This window comes from Limnohabitans sp. Hippo4 (assembly GCF_003063605.1).
Lineage (GTDB): Bacteria > Pseudomonadota > Gammaproteobacteria > Burkholderiales > Burkholderiaceae_C > Limnohabitans_A.
Genome location: NZ_NESE01000001.1, coordinates 890,647 through 908,924, shown reverse-complemented (window position 1 = coordinate 908,924; position 18,278 = coordinate 890,647). Strand labels below are relative to the sequence as shown.

The 18,278-nt window shown below is 49.6% G+C and carries 20 protein-coding genes; 13 read left to right on the top strand and 7 right to left on the bottom strand.

The genetic code is table 11. From position 1 onward, the window contains the following. Positions 1 to 41 precede the first annotated feature (41 nt). The 10 genes from B9Z46_RS04240 to B9Z46_RS04195 are packed head-to-tail and all read left to right on the top strand — an operon-like array spanning position 42 to position 9,963. Entirely contained in the window at positions 42 to 2,108 is a 2,067-nt protein-coding gene (locus B9Z46_RS04240; protein ID WP_108254637.1) for a flagellar hook-basal body complex protein, read from the top strand. A 30-nt stretch (positions 2,109 to 2,138) separates the two neighbouring features. Continuing rightward, positions 2,139 to 2,882: a flagellar basal-body rod protein FlgF gene (gene flgF / locus B9Z46_RS04235; protein ID WP_108254636.1), complete on the top strand. Its 744-nt coding sequence runs from the start codon at positions 2,139 to 2,141 to the stop codon at positions 2,880 to 2,882. Between the two features lie 26 nt (positions 2,883 to 2,908). Then, the gene (gene flgG, locus B9Z46_RS04230) at positions 2,909 to 3,733 is read left to right on the top strand and encodes a flagellar basal-body rod protein FlgG (protein ID WP_108254635.1); all 825 of its coding nucleotides are present in this window, start codon (positions 2,909 to 2,911) and stop codon (positions 3,731 to 3,733) included. After that, entirely contained in the window at positions 3,733 to 4,452 is a 720-nt protein-coding gene (locus B9Z46_RS04225; RefSeq protein WP_108254634.1) for a flagellar basal body L-ring protein FlgH, read from the top strand. The genes flgG and B9Z46_RS04225 overlap by 1 nt, the downstream gene beginning before the upstream one ends. Positions 4,453 to 4,462: 10 nt before the next feature. Continuing rightward, positions 4,463 to 5,572: a flagellar basal body P-ring protein FlgI gene (locus B9Z46_RS04220; RefSeq protein ID WP_199220539.1), complete on the top strand. Its 1,110-nt coding sequence runs from the start codon at positions 4,463 to 4,465 to the stop codon at positions 5,570 to 5,572. A gap of 1 nt (position 5,573) precedes the next feature. After that, a complete protein-coding gene (locus B9Z46_RS04215) occupies positions 5,574 to 5,945 on the top strand; it encodes a hypothetical protein (RefSeq protein ID WP_108254633.1) in 372 nt (123 codons plus the stop codon). A gap of 17 nt (positions 5,946 to 5,962) precedes the next feature. Further along, complete coding sequence (gene flgK, locus B9Z46_RS04210) at positions 5,963 to 7,546, top strand: flagellar hook-associated protein FlgK (protein WP_146179218.1); 1,584 nt, start codon at positions 5,963 to 5,965, stop codon at positions 7,544 to 7,546. A gap of 18 nt (positions 7,547 to 7,564) precedes the next feature. Continuing rightward, complete coding sequence (locus B9Z46_RS04205; protein WP_108254631.1) at positions 7,565 to 8,386, top strand: flagellin; 822 nt, start codon at positions 7,565 to 7,567, stop codon at positions 8,384 to 8,386. Further along, entirely contained in the window at positions 8,383 to 9,261 is an 879-nt protein-coding gene (motA, locus tag B9Z46_RS04200; protein ID WP_108254630.1) for a flagellar motor stator protein MotA, read from the top strand. The genes B9Z46_RS04205 and motA overlap by 4 nt, the downstream gene beginning before the upstream one ends. A 6-nt stretch (positions 9,262 to 9,267) precedes the next feature. Then, positions 9,268 to 9,963 carry an OmpA family protein gene (locus tag B9Z46_RS04195; RefSeq protein WP_108254629.1) on the top strand — a complete coding sequence of 232 codons (696 nt, stop codon included), beginning with the start codon at positions 9,268 to 9,270 and terminating at the stop codon, positions 9,961 to 9,963. Between the two features lie 15 nt (positions 9,964 to 9,978). Here B9Z46_RS04195 and B9Z46_RS04190 read toward each other — a convergent pair whose 3' ends face one another. Continuing rightward, entirely contained in the window at positions 9,979 to 11,223 is a 1,245-nt protein-coding gene (locus B9Z46_RS04190; RefSeq protein ID WP_108254628.1) for a hypothetical protein, read from the bottom strand. A 133-nt stretch (positions 11,224 to 11,356) separates the two neighbouring features. Between B9Z46_RS04190 and B9Z46_RS04185 the strand changes: the two genes are divergently transcribed. Together B9Z46_RS04185 and B9Z46_RS04180 are read left to right on the top strand one after the other, a co-directional pair. Then, positions 11,357 to 11,599: a glutaredoxin gene (locus B9Z46_RS04185; protein ID WP_108254627.1), complete on the top strand. Its 243-nt coding sequence runs from the start codon at positions 11,357 to 11,359 to the stop codon at positions 11,597 to 11,599. Beyond that, positions 11,600 to 12,466 carry a sterol desaturase family protein gene (locus B9Z46_RS04180; RefSeq protein WP_108254626.1) on the top strand — a complete coding sequence of 289 codons (867 nt, stop codon included), beginning with the start codon at positions 11,600 to 11,602 and terminating at the stop codon, positions 12,464 to 12,466. It abuts the gene before it with no gap. Positions 12,467 to 12,508: 42 nt separating this feature from the next. On the opposite strand, the gene yghU is transcribed toward B9Z46_RS04180, so the two are convergent. From yghU to B9Z46_RS04150, 6 genes are all read right to left on the bottom strand, one after another. Continuing rightward, positions 12,509 to 13,381 (bottom strand): glutathione-dependent disulfide-bond oxidoreductase, encoded by an 873-nt coding sequence (gene yghU, locus B9Z46_RS04175; protein WP_055360067.1) that lies wholly within the window; start codon positions 13,379 to 13,381, stop codon positions 12,509 to 12,511. A 76-nt stretch (positions 13,382 to 13,457) separates the two neighbouring features. Then, entirely contained in the window at positions 13,458 to 14,684 is a 1,227-nt protein-coding gene (locus tag B9Z46_RS04170) for a DUF4010 domain-containing protein (RefSeq protein WP_108254625.1), read from the bottom strand. 76 nt (positions 14,685 to 14,760) lie between these two features. Continuing rightward, positions 14,761 to 15,339, bottom strand: coding sequence for a YceI family protein (locus B9Z46_RS04165; RefSeq protein WP_108254624.1), 579 nt, complete (start codon positions 15,337 to 15,339; stop codon positions 14,761 to 14,763). Positions 15,340 to 15,362: 23 nt separating this feature from the next. Beyond that, the gene (locus tag B9Z46_RS04160; RefSeq protein ID WP_108254623.1) at positions 15,363 to 15,935 is read right to left on the bottom strand and encodes a YceI family protein; all 573 of its coding nucleotides are present in this window, start codon (positions 15,933 to 15,935) and stop codon (positions 15,363 to 15,365) included. Next, positions 15,932 to 16,486, bottom strand: coding sequence for a cytochrome b (locus B9Z46_RS04155; RefSeq protein ID WP_108254622.1), 555 nt, complete (start codon positions 16,484 to 16,486; stop codon positions 15,932 to 15,934). The genes B9Z46_RS04160 and B9Z46_RS04155 overlap by 4 nt, the downstream gene beginning before the upstream one ends. Before the next feature lie 9 nt (positions 16,487 to 16,495). Further along, entirely contained in the window at positions 16,496 to 17,284 is a 789-nt protein-coding gene (locus tag B9Z46_RS04150) for a class III extradiol ring-cleavage dioxygenase (RefSeq protein WP_108254621.1), read from the bottom strand. A 92-nt stretch (positions 17,285 to 17,376) separates the two neighbouring features. Here B9Z46_RS04150 and B9Z46_RS04145 point away from each other — a divergent pair, with 92 nt between their 5' ends. Beyond that, on the top strand, positions 17,377 to 18,261 hold the full coding sequence (locus tag B9Z46_RS04145; RefSeq protein ID WP_108254620.1) for a LysR family transcriptional regulator: 885 nt from the start codon (positions 17,377 to 17,379) through the stop codon (positions 18,259 to 18,261). Positions 18,262 to 18,278: the final 17 nt, after the last annotated feature.

Genomic DNA, 18,278 nt, shown 5'->3' with positions numbered 1-18,278 from the left:
ACTCCCCAACATCTACCTAATTTTTACCTGAGGACCCTGAAATGAGCAATTACACCGTGGCACTCTCTGGCTTGCAAAACACATCGCTTGCCATCGACACCGTCAGTAACAACATTGCCAACGCCAACACCGTTGGTTACAAGGCTGGTGAGTATGTTTTTGCTGACCAATTTGTGAAGGCCATTAACCCGGCTGACCAAGCACGTGTGGGCATGGGGACACAGTCATTGGGCGTTCGCCGTCCTATGCTGCAGGGTACGATTACCAACTCTGCCAATCCATTGGACTTGGCCATCAGTGGCAAAGGCATGTTCCGTTTGTTACAAGGCTCTGGTGGCGCTGGCAGCGTTGATCCTTCAGCTGTGTATTACTCACGCAATGGTCAATTTAACATTGACAAAGAAGGTTACATCGTCAATGAAAATGGCATGTACCTGACGGGTTACCAGCCTTCATTGGATGGCAACTCTGTGACCGATGACCTGATCAAAAACAATGGTTTGCTGCGCATGCCTGACAGCAATTTGCCTGGTAATGAAACCACCACGTCGCACATTGCCGCCTTGTTGGATTCCAAAGCGCAAGCTTTCACGACCACTGCCAACGTAGCCTTTGATCCTACGCAAGCAACTTACAACAACAAAACCTCGCAAACTGTTTTCGACAACGAAGGCAACTCACACACCCTAGAGGTTTACTATCGTCGCGTTTCTGATGGCACATTGACCATTGAATCTAAAGCGGACGGTTCTGGCTACACCTACAGCCCAGGCCCATCTTCTTCGCCCAATACATTGGGCGCAACCTTGGTGACCTTGAACAAAGAGTCATTGCTCCGAGTAGATTCTCCAGCCATGGCAGCTGCCATGAGTAACGTTACGGTCAGCGGCCAAACTTCTTTCACACTTTCTTCTGCCCCTAATTTGGCTGGAACGAATGTTTCAGTAGCAGGTAAGAAAATCTTCATCAACGGCGTAGATTCTGGCGCAGTTGTGGGTGCTCACACGGCAGGCGGAACAACCATTAACGTTGCTAATGCTGGCACTATTTCGGTGCCCAATGGTGCAGCTGTTACTTTTTATGATCCAGACTTAACTGCCATAGCCAACAGCGCACCAACTGCAGCAACAACCATGACTTTGAGCACTGTTGCAGATATGAAACTTGGTGACAAGGTTTACATGGGGTCACCCGCGGTAGATACGGGTGCAACCATTATTGCTATCAATGGCTCTGTTGTAACACTTTCAAAAGCCATTACAAGCACCAGCACAGCAGTCACTGTGAAACATGCACTGAACATGACGTTGGTCACACCAGATGGCACAGAAATTACTGTGCAAGGTGCAACCAACCGAAAGAGTTCAGGCGAAAACCTGACCACCACCATGGCGCGTGTCGAAGTCTATTCATCTTTAGATAATAAATTTTATGATTATCAAGATGCTGACACCACGTCAAACCGTCACTTGACACCCGATACTCAAGGCATCAATGGTGGTTATAAAGCGGTCTCATTGTTGAATTTCATAGGTGGCCGAAACATTGACTCACTCGTTACCGATTCATTGTCTGGTAACCCCACCTTTAAAACAACGACCAAACTTTCCACACGTGTCACCAACCAAGCGGGTGGTAGTTCAGATTTGGTCATTGATTTGGACTTGTCTGACACAAGCTTGCAAGCAGGTGCATTCCAAATTACACACAGCACACAAAATGGCGAGCCATTGGCACGTTTGACCAATGTCACTGTAGACAACCAAGGCCGCATTGTGGGTGTGTATGGCACGGGTAAACAGCAATTTGTGGGGCAAGTGGCCTTGGTTCACTTCGAGCATTCAGAAGGTTTGATCCCAGTGGGAAAAAATGCTTTTGCAGCTTCTATTGAGTCTGGTACAGAGCAATCTGCTGAAGGTGTGGTTGTCGGCCGTGCTGGCACTGGCATCTTTGGCGACGTCAAAGGACAAGCGCTTGAATCTTCTAATGTGGATTTGGCCAATGAACTGGTTCGTTTGATGGTCTTGCAACGCTCGTACAGCGCCAACTCACAAAGCATGAAAGCTTTTGACCAAACGCTGCGCGACACTTTGCAGATGGTCAGCTAAGCCAATCTCTCAATTGAACGGCACTGAACCATGATTGATCGTTTTGCATTCACGGCAATGACTGGCGCTAAGCATGCCATGGGGCAGCTTGCGACCACCACGCACAACATGGCCAACCTGCAAACACCGGGTTTCCGTGAAATGCTTTCGACTTTTCGTGCTGTGCCTATCGATGGCGCAAGTGCTGATTCACGGACTTTTGTGGTCGACTCCACGCCCGGTGCCGATTGGTCGCATGGTTCTGTCACCCCCACTGGTAATCCTTTGGACCTGGCAATTCAAGATCAAGGGATGTTCACGGTTCTGCGGGCAGATGGCCAAGAGGCTTACACCCGCTCCGGTAAATTTCAGTTGGACTCCCGTGGTTTCTTAACTACGACGACAGGTCAAAGGGTCTTAAACGATCAAAACGGCTTTGTTCAAATTCCTGAAGGCAGTCAGAACATTCAAATTCAGGCCAACGGCGCTGTTTGGGTGACGCTACAAGGGCAATTGAATGAGACAGCCATTGCACGGCTGAAGTTGGTCAATCCAGCACCGCAAGATTTAGAGCGCCAAGCCGATGGTTTGTTCACTGCATCTGAAGCATTGCCAGCATCAGATGAAGTGCAAATTTTGCAAGGCTCACTTGAGAGTAGCAATGTGAATGCTGCGCAAGCCATGGTGCAGATGATTGCTCAAAATCGTTTATTTGACTTGAACATTCGTTTAGTTCAAATGGCAGAACAAAATTCAAAATCAGCAGGGACCTTGATGTCCTTGTCTCGGGTCTAAGGCCCAGTGAAATCAGGAGTTAACCCATGTTGAGATCTCTATGGACCGCAAAAACAGGTATGGATGCACAGCAGACCAACCTGGACACGATCTCCAACAACTTGGCCAACGTTTCGACGACAGCCTACAAGCGTGTGCGTCCAGTCTTTGAAGATTTGTTGTATCAAAATTTACGCAGTCCAGGCTTGATGGAAGACTCTAGTGGGGACTACCTTCCCACGGGTTTGCAAGCAGGTAATGGTTCAAGAGTGTCTGCCACGCAGCGCATTAACAGCGCAGGCTCTTTGTTGCAAAGCCAAAACCCCTTAGACATGGCCATCAGCGGCAATGGGTTCTTTACGGTTGCAACAGGCAATGGTACGGCCTACACCCGTGCTGGAAATTTCATGCGCAATGACAAAGGTCAAATCGTGACAGCCTCAGGCAATGTGGTCATGAGTCAAAGCAGTGTGGGCGGCAAAGCGGGTTCGCTGAATTCGGCCGGCATTGTGATTCCTGGAAATGCCACTGCTGTGGTGGTGGGGAGTGACGGTACCGTGAGCTATTACGGTCCCAGTACCACCGATCCTATTGTGGCAGGTCACATTGCCATGGCGAACTTTGTCAATCCCGCTGGTTTGTCAACGGGCGGCGGCGGTTTGTATTTTGAAACGGCTTCTTCTGGTGAGCCGCAGATGGGTGTTCCTAGTTATGACGGCTTTGGCGCTGTCAATCAATACTACACAGAACAATCTAACGTGAATGTTGCTGAAGAATTGGTGTCCTTGATCGCAGCGCAGCGCGCCTACGAAATTACCGCCAAGTCAGTTTCCGCTTCTGATCAGATTCTTCAAAAATTAGGACAACTGTGATGAAAAAAATTGCATTGTTGCTGACTGTACTTTCTGCTCTCACAGTTTTGACGGGATGTGCGGAATTGCCATCGCAGGCAAAACCTTCTTTGCTGAAAAGCGAAACGACCATTCGCCCACAGCCTCAGGAAATGACCACGGCCAGTCGAGGATCATTGGTGCCTGCAGCGCAAGTCAGTCCTGCTGCGTTTCGCGGTTTGTTCGAAGATCGTCGTGCAGCTCGCGTGGGCGACACATTGACGGTGTTGTTGAACGAAACCACTCGGGCTAGCAAAGATGGCGGTACCTCTGCAAGCCGAAGCTCAGCCAACAATGCCAGTTTTGGGATGAACGCTTCTAAGAGCAGATCTGGAACAACCAGCAGCGCAGCAAGTGGCGATGCAAAATTAGGTATGACCAACAGTGGCGGTTCAAATTTTGACAGCAAAGGTGTTTCTTCAGCTTCAAATCAATTCAGCGGCACCATTACCGTGACGGTCCTAGAGGTTTTGTCAAACGGTAACTTAAACGTCGCAGGCGAAAAACGCTTGGCTGTTGGTACCGAAGAAGAAGTCATTCGATTTGGCGGCATTGTTTCTCCTGTGAACCTTCAAGGAAACACCATCTTGTCATCTCAAGTGGCTGACGCTCGCATTGAATATCGTGGTGCTGGCATTACCGATGAAGTGAAAAGCCCAAGTTGGTTGACAAAATTATTTGTACGTTATTCGCCTAACTGAGGTTTCAATCATGACTTTGCGTTTCATTCTAAAAAGCTGCTTGGCATTGGCGGTCATCATTTCTACCAACATGGTTTGGGCTGAGCGTCTTAAAGACATGGCAGTGGTCTCGGGTCAACGACCCAATCAGTTGATTGGTTACGGCTTGGTTGTAGGGCTGGATGGTACGGGCGACAGCGCTGGCCCCAATCCAGTCACCGGTCAGACTATCGTGACCATGCTCAATTCATTGGGCGTTTCAGTTCCAGTGGGTGTCAATTTGCAAGCCCGTAATGCTGCTGCAGTGATGGTGACTGCCGAATTGGGTGCGTTGGCCAGGCCGGGTCAGGCCATGGACGTGACGGTCTCTTCATTGGCCAACGCACGCAGCTTGCGCGGTGGTACTTTGCTCATGACGCCCCTGCGCGCAGCCAATGGTCAGGTGTATGGTCAAGCCCAAGGTTCGGTGGTGATTCCTGGCGCATCAGTGGCCACATCGCTGGCCAGGACCGCCGTGAACCAATTGTCTTCAGGGCGCATCCCAGGCGGTGCCATTGTCGAGCAATCGGCACCAGAAGCTGATTTAAGTCAGTTGATTGAATTTAATTTCCACAAAGCAGATTACGTCCAAACCAAACGTGCGGTCGAGGCTTTGGAGCGCGTGGTGGGTCCGCAAGATGTATTGCCAGTTGATGCGCGTACTGTTGCAGTACGAGTGCCCACTGATCGAACACAAAGAATGAACATCATGGCGCAATTGTTGGAGCTTGATGTTGAGTCGTCTGTTGATATCGCCAAAGTGGTCGTCAATGCACGGACAGGTTCTGTCGTAGTGAATCAATCGGTTCGATTGGCGCCATTTGCTGTAACGCACGGCAATTTAACCATTCGTGTTCAGACAAGCAATCAACTTTCAACACCCTCATTGATGTCACGCACGCGTCCAGTCACAGTCAGAAATGACCGTGTCAACATCGATGCAGGACCTGCTGGTCAAATGATTCAAGTTGAAGAAGGTGCTTCGTTGGAGCAAGTGGTCAGAGCCATCAACATGTTGGGGGCTACACCACAAGACCTGATGTCGATTCTGCAAGCCATGAAATCAGCAGGCGCTTTGCGTGCTGAGTTGGAAGTCATTTGACATGGCAGACCTCGTCATTTCTGGCTTGATTTCAGCCAAGCCCATTACACCGCCAGTGGCTGATTCGCCACAGGTGAAGAAGATCAAGCAGAGCGCTCAAGAGTTTGAGGCTGTGCTGTTGCGTCAATTTTTGAAGGAAGTCAGAACTTCGGCACTGGGTGAAACCAACAAGGGCAGTAATGCGGCGTACCTTGAAATGGCCGATGAACAAATGGCCAACCAATTGGCTGCGCAGGGCGGTTTCGGATTTGGCAAGTCCATGGCAGATCAAATGTTGCGTCAAGTTCAGGCTGCGAAGTTAATCACTTCAGGTGTGAATGCCGTAAAACCAGATAACAACCTGTCTGCAGGCCTTTTGGCCCCTGCGAATTGACCTTACGGAATTAACAAGTGAGAACAGCTGCCCTTTTCGATAGCGCCATGGCTGGCCTGCAATCTGCGCAGGCGGGCATGATGGTGACATCGCAAAACGTGACGGGTTCCTCCATCGACGGTTATGTGCGCCGTACGTCCAATCCCCGTATCAATGGCATGTCGCCTACATCCATTGACTTAACCGGTACCTCATTTGCCGTTGAAGGCTTTAGTCGTTACTTTGACAATCTGCTGCAAGGGCAGGTCTTATCGCAGCAGAGCAAGACCACCTACACGCAGACCTTGGTTCAATCGGTTGCGCCCCTCGACGCCATGTTGACAGACCCAGCCACATCCATTGCAACTGCATTGGGTAATTTCTTCAATGCTGCAGGTTCGATTGCCAATGAGCCGAGCAATTTTGCGTATCAACAAAGTTTGATCGGTACCGCTCGTCAGGTGGCTGATCGCATTCGGGGCATGGCTGAATTAGTAGGGCAAATGTCTAGCAATGCTTCTGTGGCCTTGGCGGATGTACTGAACCAAGCGAACACCTTAACGCCACAACTTGCATCCGTGAATGCGAAAATCAGATCTTCGTCCACACCTGGACTTGCTTACCCGTCGGCAGATTTACTCGATGAACGCGACCGAATTGTGGCCAAGTTGCAAGATTTGGTGGGCGGTGCCACGTTGATCAACGAAGATGGTACTGCCAGTTTCATGATCAGTGGTCAGCATTTGGTTGACAGAGAAATTGCCAATACTTTTGCCAACGAGTCGGGTACATCGCCTGTGCGCAGTGATCTGCCTTTGACTGGCTTGAAAATTAAGGTGGCCTCGCAGGATGCTAGGAACCCAGTTTTGATTCCGATCGTGAAGGGTCAAGTGATGTCCAACAACGGTGCCAACACCATTCTGATGCCAAGTCAAAGCTTGCTTCAAGAAGGCAAGGCCGGTGCTTACATTCATCTCATTCAGAATTTTGTCCCCAATGTCCAAAAGAGCATTGATTTGTTGGCTGCTCAATTGGTTCGTAAAGTTAACACTGCCGTCAGTGCAACAGGTGGGTCTATTGCGCCCATCTTTGGCTTTAAAGCGATTGCCAGCGGTGCACCACCCATTACGGGCGGCTCTTTGTTGACGGACTTGTTCAGACCTGCTGGTGGTGCCGGGCCTGACGACAGTTATGCAGACATTGTGGAAGCTTCAAACCCACAAAGCAGTCACTACAAAACCTCGGTTGAATTGAATTTAACCAAACCAGAATTGGATGCCAGGTTGTTCACCGTTGTCGGTACCTTTGATACGTCACAATTTACCAACTTAGATGCCACAGCTTCTGCTTCTATAGAGCATTTGCGCGAAACTTTTTCGTCACCGCTGACTTTCATCACCAGCAGCATTGCCACCACGGTGGCCACTTGGAAAAACGACAACAGAGCCAATGAGGCTTTGCAAAAAACATTGAATGAGCAAAAGTCAGCCATTACCGGCGTGAACTTGGATGAAGAAGCGGCCAATTTGGTAAAGTACCAGCAGCTTTACAACGCCTCTAGCAAATTAATGCAAACGGGACGTCAAATGTTCGATACCTTGCTGGGCATGCTGTCCAGTTAATCCGCGAGATCTTAAATTATGAGAATTAGCAGCCAACAGGTATTCGACAGCAGTTTGCAATCGATCCAACAACATACTTCGGATGTCGTGGAGGCGCAACGACAAATTTCTTCGGGCCAGAAATACCGATTAGCCTCTGACGATGCCTTGGCTGCCGGCTTGGGTGTTCAAATTGCATGGGATAAGTCGCAATTTGCCATGTTCAAAGTGAATCAAGATCACATCAATGCGTCTTTGACTTCAAGCGACGCACAGTTGAACAGCATCAACATCGCGCTGACCAAGTTTCAGCAAATGATGGTTCAAGCACGAAACGATGCATTGGGAACTGACAATAGAAAGTTGTTGGGCCAGCAGGCTGCAGCTTTACGTGATGCTGTTTCCCAATTTGCCAATGCCAAAGATGCCAACGGTCAGAATATTTTCCGTGATGAACCTGTGCCCTCTACTTTGGTCGCACCTGCCGTTCAATTGGAAACGGGTATCAGCTTCAACGAAGTCATGGTGACCGGGCAAGATGTCTTAGCTGTGATGAATGGCATTCGTGTCAAGCTGGACGCAGGCACTGCGCCTTCAGATGCCGACATGGAAAACATCCAAGCTGTCTTGAAGCAAGTGACCCGCGCACAGGTTAAGACGGGTTTGCTCCAAAACCAATTGGACGCAGCCACCGAGTCTGCAGAAGTTCAAAAAACCAATGTAGAGTTGCAAAGAAGTAATTTGCTCGACACCGATTTAGCGACGGCCACTGCCAGTTTGGTTAAATCCAATGCGCTGCTGCAGGCGGCCCAATCTGTCATGACCAAACTTGACGTCAACACTTTGTTTCAAAAATTATGAATATTCCAATTGGTTGGCTTATAGCCTTTACAGCTGCATTTGGCGGATTTGTTTGGCTGGGTGGGGAGGCGACTCAACTCTGGGTTCCGGAGGAGTTTTTGATTATTTTCGGCGCTGCAGCGGGAACCTTGGTTGCGTCCAATAAATGGCGCAATTTGAAGAACTTGATCAGGTCTTTTGGTCGAATTTTTGTGCGAGCTGAGACCAATAAGACAGCCAACTTAGCGTTGTTGTGCCTGATGTTCGAACTGCTTCAAAAGATAAAGCGCGATGGATCTTTGTCGATTGAGGCAGACATTACAGCGCCAAGCACAAGTGCGTTATTTGCAAAGTACCCAGCCGTACTCAAACACAATCGCTTGTTGGAATTTATTACAGATTATTTCCGAATGATGATGGATGGCACTGTCACCTTGAGCCAGCTTGAAACTGTGATGGCGCAAGAAATTGAGGTCTTGAACCAAGAGTCTCTGGAGCCTTCAGACTCAATGATCACTTTGTCTGACAGTATGCCCGCATTCGGTATTGTGGCCGCCATTGTCGGTGTGATTCACACTTTGGCCTCTATTAAATTGGGCAAGTCGCCTGGTGAAATTGGTGCCAGCATTGCCTCTGCGTTGACAGGCACCTTGCTGGGGGTGTTCAGCGCGTACGCTTTGTTTGCACCCATTGCGCGTACTCTTGAACAAAATGCAGCTTCAGATGTCAAACCATTTGAAGCTGTTAAAGAAATTCTGATTGCGTACTACAGCAATTTTTCGCCTTTGGTGGCTGTTGAGTACGGTCGAAAAGTTCTCTTCACGGACCAACGTCCTAGCATGTCAGAACTTGAAGCTGGCGTTTTGTCGACCTCTGGAACCAGTCTTCGCGGTTAAAAACAAATGGCCACTAGCAAAACAGAGCCGGTCGTCAGGCGAGGACGCCCTCCAAAGAGAGAAAAACGACATGCTGCGCATGGCAACTGGAAGCTGGTCTACGCCGACTTCGTCACCGTGCTGATGGCCTTTTTCATTGTGGTTTGGATTCTACTGTTTGACTTGGTCTCAGAACGTGAACGCTTTGACAAGACCTGCTTAGACCCTTTGAACGCGGCCTTGCAAAAACAGATCAGCGAAGATCAGGTTTTGCAGTCTGGCAACAACCCATTGCAAATTGAGTATTCCCAAGAAGGTTTGAAAGTGACCCTGCTGGACACGCGTGAGCCGATGTTCCAAAAGGGTGGCACCACGCTGTCGGAATTTGCCAAAAAACAATTCCAAAAAATTGCCTCTGTGGTGGACATGTGTCCCACACACAAATTGAAAATTGAAGGCTACACAGACTCAACGCCTTATTCAGGCGGTGCAATGGGTTACGGTAACTGGGAATTGTCAGGAGAACGTGCCAACGCCGCACGCAGAGAATTGGTGGCGCAAAAAGTTTCAATTGACCGAATCGCACAAGTCATTGGCTATGGTGACAGCGTGCCGACTTTGCCCGATGACCCAACCAACGCCATCAACCGCAGAATTTCTATCACCATTCTGCCGCCGCTCAAGGTTAAGCGCGACTTGATGATGAATGATGTAGAAAAGTAGTAATTTTTAAATTACTTAGGCTGGCTTTGACCCGTTCCAATGTTGCTGCTTCTTCAAGTCAATAAATTCAATCAGACTTGAAATTTTCTCGATCGTTATGTCTGAAAGCATCGACGAACGATTTGCTGCAATTCTGGCCGCCTCTGCTGTAGGGTAGGGACCGTCCACAACCATGAAGTGTGAATAAGGTTGATTTTCAAGAAAAACCGGCACAACGTACGCACGCTTTAAGCTAGCTTGGCTTTTTAAATAGGTTTGGGCTTCACTTATCTTCTCAAAAGTCTTGTACTCAAGGACATACTGATCCGGCTGAAGGTTCAACAGCCAATTCAAGCCTTGGGTCGCTTGCTCCGGCAACTCAGTCATGACAACTTCTGGCTCTAAAGTATCGGGTGGACTTACTTTAGGCGGGGTCATGGTTTCGACTATTGGCGCCTTCGATTGAAGTTTGAAAACGGTCAATAGGCTTGCGCCTGTTTCTGGGTGCAGTACAAAAGTAACGCCGAGTGTAATTGCCAGTAAACCAAAACCAATAATCAGCTTAGGCCATATGGCAGTGGGTTTAGTGTCCTTAGTCTCTTTGTCTTTAGCCTTGATTCCTGAAGTATTGGCCACCTGGATGGCCGATGCATTGGTATTAGATTGTTGAACATTTCTTTTTTCAGCATGAGAAAGTTGCGCAAAAAAGTTCGAAACCATGTCTTCTTGACCGACTTTTTTGGCGGCGTCGAATAGGTTCTTTTTTTGTTCTTGTGTAGGAAGTTCGGGGGTCCAAGTTATAAAGCGACTGTTATCTCGAAAAATATTTGAACTTTGAGGGGCGGAAGATTCAAGCAGCAGCAGTGCGCAGATACCTGCACCCGGGAAATTCTGGATGAGCTGTACCAGCAACTCTAAATGGCGCGTGTCTAGCTTTTTGGCTTCTTGAATGACTAGAATTTTCTCCGGCTGATTCAATTGCCTTGCCTTGGTGGCTTCATCAAACGATAAGTCGTTCAAGATGACATTGAATCTTTCTAGAATCGCATCTGTATCGTCTGCAACAAATATTTCCATGGGTACATTTGGAAATTTTTTGTTCAATCGGCGAATGACAACATCGCCGTAATATTGAAGCAATTCCGTATAGGGACTGATGATTGCGAGACTTTTATGGTCTTGACTCAATGCGCCGAGAAAACTTTCCAATTGCAAGCGATCTACAGCTCTGAAAAAAATATCAGTCTGAGAATCGTTGCTTAGGACATTAATGTCTGGCATAGATCGATGTATTTTCTTGAAAATGTTTCAAGTCGAGGTAAAGATCCAATTATCATTCTCTTTGGTGGTCAATGATTCTCCCATTAGAATTTGCCGAATTGAACACTTTAGTTTTGTTTAAAGAAGCCTCAACATGTCTATGAAAATTGTCGTTTATTCCAAGTCCGCGTGCCCACAATGTGAGTCCGCCAAAATGCTCCTCAAAACACGCTCTTTGGCGTACGAGGAAATCAAAATTGATGACGAAGCCGAGCGCATGGCTTTTTATGAAAAATGCGGCCCATCTGTCCGTCAGATGCCTCAAGTTTTCATCAACGACCAGCGCGTGGGAGGACTGGCAGGATTGCAGGCGGCCTTGGCGCAACTCAGCCAATAAATGAACGCGACTCAAATTCAAAATGCCTTGGTCCTTTGCATGATTTTGGGCTTTGCCGCCACTGAAATCATCAGCCGTCGCTACAAAAACACCGTTCACGCTACTGCCAACGACACCAAGCTGGAACTTTTCATGTTCCTGAGTTTGTTGGCCATTTCACAGCCATTGGCCATGCTGGTCACTGCCAAGCTGGGTGCTTGGTTGGCACCCGAGTACAAAGATATTTTGGCCGACTGGCCGTGGTGGGGCATGGCGGGCATTTTGATTTTATGTGATGACCTGACGCAGTATTGGTGGCATCGTCTTTCACACTCGCCCCTGCTTTGGCCCTTGCACCGTGCGCATCACTCAGCACAGTACATGAGCATTCGAATTACTTTCCGTAATAATTTTTTCTACTACCTCATGATGCCTGGCCTGTGGTTGGCGGGTGTGCTCATTTATTTGGGCGTGGGTGGTTTGGTTTATGCGCTGTATGTCGTCGTCAAACTCACCGTCATTGTGGGCGCTCATTGTGCATGGCGCTGGGACGAGCCCTTGTACAAAATTCCAGCCTTGCGTCCTGTGATGTGGGTTGTCGAGAGAACCATTTCCACACCGGCTACGCATTGGGCGCACCATGCCATCACGCAAAAAGACGGTGTGGGACATTACAAGGGCAACTTTGGTAACTTGCTGTTCATTTGGGACATCATTTTTGGTTCTGCCCACATCACTCAAAAGTATCCTGCACAAGTGGGGCTCAAAGACGATCAATTGTTTGGACAAGAACATTGGTATCACCAAATGTTCTACCCACTTTTTCAGTCCAAGCGCGAATACTCCGCCCTCAAATTTGGCGGCAAAATTTACGCAGAAGATGAGTGATTACAGTAGCGCCGATTTACGGCGCTACTTTTTTTAAGCGCATTAGTCAGGCTTTTGTAGCTTGTCTTGCGTCTTATGCAGGAAATCACTGGCATCGTGACGCTCGTGCAACTGTGTTTCCAGCGGGCCCATCACACGGTTCACCATGCGCCCTCGTTTGACCGCTGGGCGGGCTTCAATTTCATCAGCCCAACGAATGACGTTGGTGTACTCATGAACTTGCAAAAACTCGCCCGAGTCGTAACGTTCGCCTTTGGCCAGGCTGCCATACCAAGGCCAGATGGCCATGTCGGCAATGGTGTAGTCGTCACCACCAATGAAGCGATGATCGGCCAGACGGCGATTGAGCACATCGAGCTCGCGCTTGACTTCCATGGCAAAACGGTCAATGGCGTATTCAATTTTGATAGGTGCGTAGGCAAAGAAATGGCCAAAGCCGCCGCCTAAATAAGGTGCACTGCCCATTTGCCACATCAACCATGACATGCATTCGGTACGCTTGACCACATCGGTAGGCAAGAAGGCTTTGAATTTTTCAGCCAGGTAAAACAGGATGGAACCCGATTCAAAAACGCGAATGTCTTCTGGCCCACTGCAATCGAGCAGCGCTGGAATTTTGGAGTTGGGATTGACGCCCACAAAGCCGGAGCTGAATTGCATGCCTTCGTTGATGCGAATCAACCAGGCGTCATATTCAGCGCCTGTGTGGCCCAGCTCGAGCAACTCTTCCAACATCACGGTCACTTTGATGCCGTTGGGTGTACCCAAAGAATAAAGTTGAAGAGGGTGTTTGCCACGGGGCAGTGCTTGCTCGTGGGTAGCGCCCGCGACGGGACGATTGATGTTGGCAAATCGGCCGCCATTGGCCTTTTGCCAGGTCCAAACTTTGGGGGGGACGTAGGGTGTATCAGACATGTTGAACCTCATCGAAATTGGATGCAAGCGTACATGAGATTGTGGCGGATTCAAACTGGGAAAGTACGAGTTTTTCTCAAAACAAGAGTCCTATGGCGGTGGTGCTGATGAACACGATCAGTGCGCCTGTCATTCTGAGGCCATAACTTTTTCCGCCACTGACAAAGCTCAGAGCCGATTTGGAAAGAACGCTGGCAGCCAAAATGGCAACCACACCCCAGCGCGCCATTGCAGAAATCTCTTGCTGTGGTAGCGCCAGTTGCGAAATGCTGAAGGCTGCCGCATGAATTTCTGCAAAACCAATGATGACGGCAGAAATGAGCGTGCCGGTTTGACCGAAGATAGCGCCAATCCACGCAGACAAGAGGCTGATGCTGCTGATGCTGAAAGCAATGACAAAGACATGTTTGAGTTGAAATGCTTCTTGGGTGCTTGTTGGCAAAACATCACGTCTGATCATTTGTTTTTGAAAAAGAAATGCAGAAGTTGACAATAAGCTGAGACTGCCTAACGACAAAGGCAGTGCGACAGACTTCAGAAGTACCAAGGAACTTGCGCCAAGAACCAGTGCAAACAGGATCAGTGAAGCCATCGTAGAGAGAAGCGCGGAAGCGCAAGCGATGCTGGTGAGTGTGGGGTCATCTTTGGCTTTGCGCCCTAAATCCATGATCGCAGCCGTTGACGAAATAAAGCCAGATAAAAATCCCGCAATGGGCAAGCCATAGTTGAGCCCTGTTAAGCGAATGGCCAGATGTCCCAACATGCCCGTGCACATGATGATCACGACCACTTTCCAGATGCCAAAGGGCTTGAGCGCGCCCCACGGGTCGATGGCCTCTTGGGGAAGCAGTGGCAAGACGATCAAGGCCGCCGCAAAGAGGATCAAGGCATCTTCCAGCTCCTGCTCCGAGATCAATTCTTGACTGAATTTGCGAAGTGGTTTTTTGAGGAAGAGCAAACCTGCAACGACAACACCCAATGCCGCTGCCAATGGAGAGGAGCTGATGGCCAGCCCGCCGAGTAGCACGGTCATGACCAATGAGACCTCACCTGTCATGCCGGGATCGGATCGGAAAGATTTGAAGTAAGCAACTGCGACCAAGCAGCCAGTGACAATCAAAGTGATGGTGAAAATGGGCATTCCGAAATGGAATGCCACTGCGCCCATCAGCGCAGCCACAGTGTGCGTTCTAACGCCTGCCATCATGACGCCAGGCTGGTGCAATCTCTCACGGACGATGCCGATGAGAAAGCCGATGCACAGGGCTGTTAAAAAACCAAAGCTTTGTTCTTGGAAGGCCATTCAGTCATCTTATGCCTCATATGCCATCATGGGTAGATTGACGATCGTCACAAGATGACTGAATAAATCAGACCAATTACTTTTGAATGGCTTCTAAAGCAATGTCAATGCGCACTTCGTCACCCACGTAAGGTGCGTACTTGCCAGCGTTGAATTCAGAGCGCTTGATCACGGTAAAGGCATTGGCACCAATGGCGTCCTTCTTCAGCATGGGGTGTGCCATGGCTTGGAATGAAGTCACCGTCAAGGTCACCGCTTTGGTGATGCCCTTGATGGTCAATTGGCCTTCAATGGAAGCGGGTTTACCGTCTTGGAAGTTCACTTTGGTGGACTTGAATGTTGCTTTTGGGAACTTGGCGGTGTCCAAGAAATCTTCACCTTGAATGTGGCCATTGAAATCGGCAAAGCCAGTGTTGACTGATTTCATGTCGATGCTGATGTCGACAGAACCCGTCTTGGCATCGGCGTCAAAGACCACCGTACCTGTGGTGCTGTCAAAGCGGCTGACTTGTGTGGAGTAGCCGAAGTGAGAGTAAGAGAAACGTGGAAAGGTGTGTGAACCGTCGATTTCAAAGGTTTTAGGCGCGGCCATGGCAGTGGTCACAGCCAAAGTTGTGAAAGCCAAAGCGGCGGCGATGCGGTTGAGTTTTGTCATAGAGAAGCTCCTGGTTTAAAAAATTATTTGCTCGCGAGAGCGGTGATTTGAAAATTCACTTGAACCTCGTTCGCCACAGTGTCGAACTTGGCCCACATGCCCTCACCGATGTTGAAATCGGCGCGGCGCATCACAAAGCTGCCATTGAATACCCCCACATTGCCTTGTGCAGTTTGTTTCAATGGAAAGCTGATGTCTTTGGTTTGACCTTTGATGGTCAATTTGCCTGCCACTTCAAATTGATTGGCAGCTGTTTGTTTAATTTGGTTGCTCACAAAGACGGCTTTGGGGAATGATGCGGTGTGAAACCATGACTTGCCTGTCACTTCTTGATCGGCTTCGCTAGAGCCAGTGTCGATAGAAGCCAAGTCGATTTCCAAAGTGGCTTTGGCGGCTGTAGGTTTGGTGGGGTCAAAGTTCAGTTGCGCTGAAAACTTTTTGAACTTGCCGTCCATGCCAACGCCCATTTGCTTGTAGCTGAAAGCGACGTTGCTTTTGGCCGCGTCAATGGCTTTGTATTCAACGGCGTGAGCGTTGAAGGTCAGCAGCACGGCGGCGAATGCAGTTCCAGTGGATTTGAGGATGCGTGATGTCATGATGCGTCTTGTTTGGGTTTGATGAAGGGGGCCATGCGTCGCAGTGTGTCGTCGCGGTCGATGAAGTGGTGTTTCAATGATGCCAAGACATGACCTGCAATCAGGGTCACCAAGGTCCAGCTCAAAGTTTCATGTACCTCTTCGAGTAAGTGACCCAGTGCTTTGTCTTTGCCAATCAAATCAGGTAGGGGTAAAACGCCAAACCACACGGTTTGCACACCTTTGGCCGAGCTCATCAGCCAGCCCGAGATGGGGATGATCAGCATCAAGACGTACAAAGCAATGTGACCAGCATGCGCCAAACGCTGCATGTTGATAGACATGCTTTCTGCATAGGGCGGGGGTGGGCTGATCCAGCGCCATACCAAGCGAACCCAAACCAGTGCAAAGATGCTCACGCCGGCCCATTTGTGCCAAGAAAAATATTGCAACTTCTCGGGCGAGAATTCCATGTCGCTCATGATGCTGCCCAAGACCACCAACCCAAAAATACCAAGTGCCATGGCCCAGTGAAGGGCTTTGGCGACGGGGGAGTAAGTACTGCGATTCATGTCGTGCCTTTAAGTGAATGTGTAGCCGTCCATCGCAATGACATAACTGCTGATGCCGCGATAGAAAGCTTTGGCGTTGGCATCTTTGCCTGCGGCGCCCATTGCCACAAACAAAGGCAACAAATGATCTTCAGTGGGGTGCGATCGAACACCTTCGCGCGAATGCTGACGATAGTCCATCATGCGCTGAACATGGTGATTTGTCAGTTCGCTTTCCACCCAATCGGCAAAACTCTGAACATAGGCGGGTGTTTGTCCGCCTTGCATGGCGGCCATTCGGTAATCACCTAAGTTGTGCGTGATGTTGCCAGAGCCAATGACCAAGAAGCCCTTGTGCGTCAGTTCTTCCAAAGCCTCGCCCATGGCCAGCGCATGGGCCGTGCCGGCATGGCTTTGAATCGACACCGCAATGATGGGAATGTCGGCATCGGGAAACATTTGACGCAGGGGTGTCCAGGCACCGTGATCAAGGCCACGTGTGGGATCGGTCGCGACGTTGTCAAAGCGCTTTTGCAAAGCTGCCACCACTTCTTGGGCGCCCTCAGGGCAGCCTGTTGCGGGGTATTTGATTTTGTACAGCGCTTCAGGAAATCCGTAAAAGTCGTAAATGGTTTCCAGTTGTGTGGCCGTGCTAACCGTGGGAACGGCCGTGTCCCAGTGAGGGCTGACCACGATGATGGCGCGAGGTGTAGGCAACTGGCTGGCCAATTGACTCATGGCAGCGCCTGCTGCGCCAGGGTCTAGCGCAAAGGTGGGCGCGCCGTGAGGCACAAAAATGGCGTTGCGAAGGGTTTCCATGCAGGTCTCCAAGGGGATGGGCGAACTGTAGGTTTTAAATTAGTTTTAAAAAAGTAGCTAATTTGCAAATATTTGTTGCAAAATTAGCAACAATGGACAAATTCAACGCAATGCAAGTTTTCGTGCGCGTGGCTGAAGCGGGCAGTTTTACAGCTGTTGCCAATCAGCAGAATGTCGCGCGATCCATGATCACCCGCCAAATTGCTGGGCTGGAAAAACAACTTGGCAGCAAGTTGATTGTTCGCAGCACGCGCAGCCTCACCTTGACCACAGCGGGTGCGGCTTATCTCGGGCGTTGCCGTGTCATTTTGAACATGGTGGATGCCGCCGAGACCAGCCTTTCTGAAGAGAAAGTGGAGCCACGCGGGCGCATTCGATTGGGGCTGCCGCTTAGCTTTGGATTGCAGCGGCTCATGCCCACTTTGGCGGAGTTCTCCAAGCTGCACCCACACATTCAACTCAGCATGGACTTCTCGGACAGGCGCTCCAACCTGATTGAAGAAGGCATTGATGTGTCGATTCGCATCACGGCCAACTTGGACCCCAGCGACATCGTTCGCAAATTAGGCGCCTGCAAAATCCTCACCTTGGCGTCGCCTGACTATTTGGCGCAACACGGCACACCCAAGCATCCGCGTGATTTGCAAAACCATGAGTGCCTGGCCTATTCCATGGACATGAAGCCAGCGAACTGGATTTATGAAGCGGGCGGTAGCAACTTCAACGTACCCATCAGAGGACGCATGATGGCCAACAATGGTGAGGCTCTGATGAAGGCAACGGCTGCGGGCATCGGCATCACGCGACAACCCGATTTCATTGCACAACCATTCTTAGACGCTGGTGAAGTCGTTGAAATCTTGAAAAAATATGCGATGGACCCGCTTGGCATTTACGCTGTGTTGCCCAGCAATCGCTATATCCCGCATCGGGTTTCGGTGTTGATTGAGTACTTGTCAGCTGCGCTCAAATCTTGAAACGCCCTCTAAAATCG

Coding starts and splice junctions, on each gene's coding strand:
- B9Z46_RS04165 (WP_108254624.1), bottom strand. CDS start 15,339: ATGACAAAACTCAACCGCATCGCCGCCGCTTTGGCTTTCACAACTTTG.
- B9Z46_RS04155 (WP_108254622.1), bottom strand. CDS start 16,486: ATGAATCGCAGTACTTACTCCCCCGTCGCCAAAGCCCTTCACTGGGCC.
- B9Z46_RS04180 (WP_108254626.1), top strand. CDS start 11,600: ATGAACGCGACTCAAATTCAAAATGCCTTGGTCCTTTGCATGATTTTG.
- B9Z46_RS04225 (WP_108254634.1), top strand. CDS start 3,733: ATGAAAAAAATTGCATTGTTGCTGACTGTACTTTCTGCTCTCACAGTT.
- B9Z46_RS04240 (WP_108254637.1), top strand. CDS start 42: ATGAGCAATTACACCGTGGCACTCTCTGGCTTGCAAAACACATCGCTT.
- flgF (WP_108254636.1), top strand. CDS start 2,139: ATGATTGATCGTTTTGCATTCACGGCAATGACTGGCGCTAAGCATGCC.
- B9Z46_RS04190 (WP_108254628.1), bottom strand. CDS start 11,223: ATGCCAGACATTAATGTCCTAAGCAACGATTCTCAGACTGATATTTTT.
- motA (WP_108254630.1), top strand. CDS start 8,383: ATGAATATTCCAATTGGTTGGCTTATAGCCTTTACAGCTGCATTTGGC.
- B9Z46_RS04205 (WP_108254631.1), top strand. CDS start 7,565: ATGAGAATTAGCAGCCAACAGGTATTCGACAGCAGTTTGCAATCGATC.
- B9Z46_RS04215 (WP_108254633.1), top strand. CDS start 5,574: ATGGCAGACCTCGTCATTTCTGGCTTGATTTCAGCCAAGCCCATTACA.
- B9Z46_RS04150 (WP_108254621.1), bottom strand. CDS start 17,284: ATGGAAACCCTTCGCAACGCCATTTTTGTGCCTCACGGCGCGCCCACC.
- B9Z46_RS04220 (WP_199220539.1), top strand. CDS start 4,463: ATGACTTTGCGTTTCATTCTAAAAAGCTGCTTGGCATTGGCGGTCATC.
- yghU (WP_055360067.1), bottom strand. CDS start 13,381: ATGTCTGATACACCCTACGTCCCCCCCAAAGTTTGGACCTGGCAAAAG.
- B9Z46_RS04145 (WP_108254620.1), top strand. CDS start 17,377: ATGGACAAATTCAACGCAATGCAAGTTTTCGTGCGCGTGGCTGAAGCG.
- B9Z46_RS04170 (WP_108254625.1), bottom strand. CDS start 14,684: ATGGCCTTCCAAGAACAAAGCTTTGGTTTTTTAACAGCCCTGTGCATC.
- B9Z46_RS04195 (WP_108254629.1), top strand. CDS start 9,268: ATGGCCACTAGCAAAACAGAGCCGGTCGTCAGGCGAGGACGCCCTCCA.
- B9Z46_RS04160 (WP_108254623.1), bottom strand. CDS start 15,935: ATGACATCACGCATCCTCAAATCCACTGGAACTGCATTCGCCGCCGTG.
- B9Z46_RS04185 (WP_108254627.1), top strand. CDS start 11,357: ATGTCTATGAAAATTGTCGTTTATTCCAAGTCCGCGTGCCCACAATGT.
- flgG (WP_108254635.1), top strand. CDS start 2,909: ATGTTGAGATCTCTATGGACCGCAAAAACAGGTATGGATGCACAGCAG.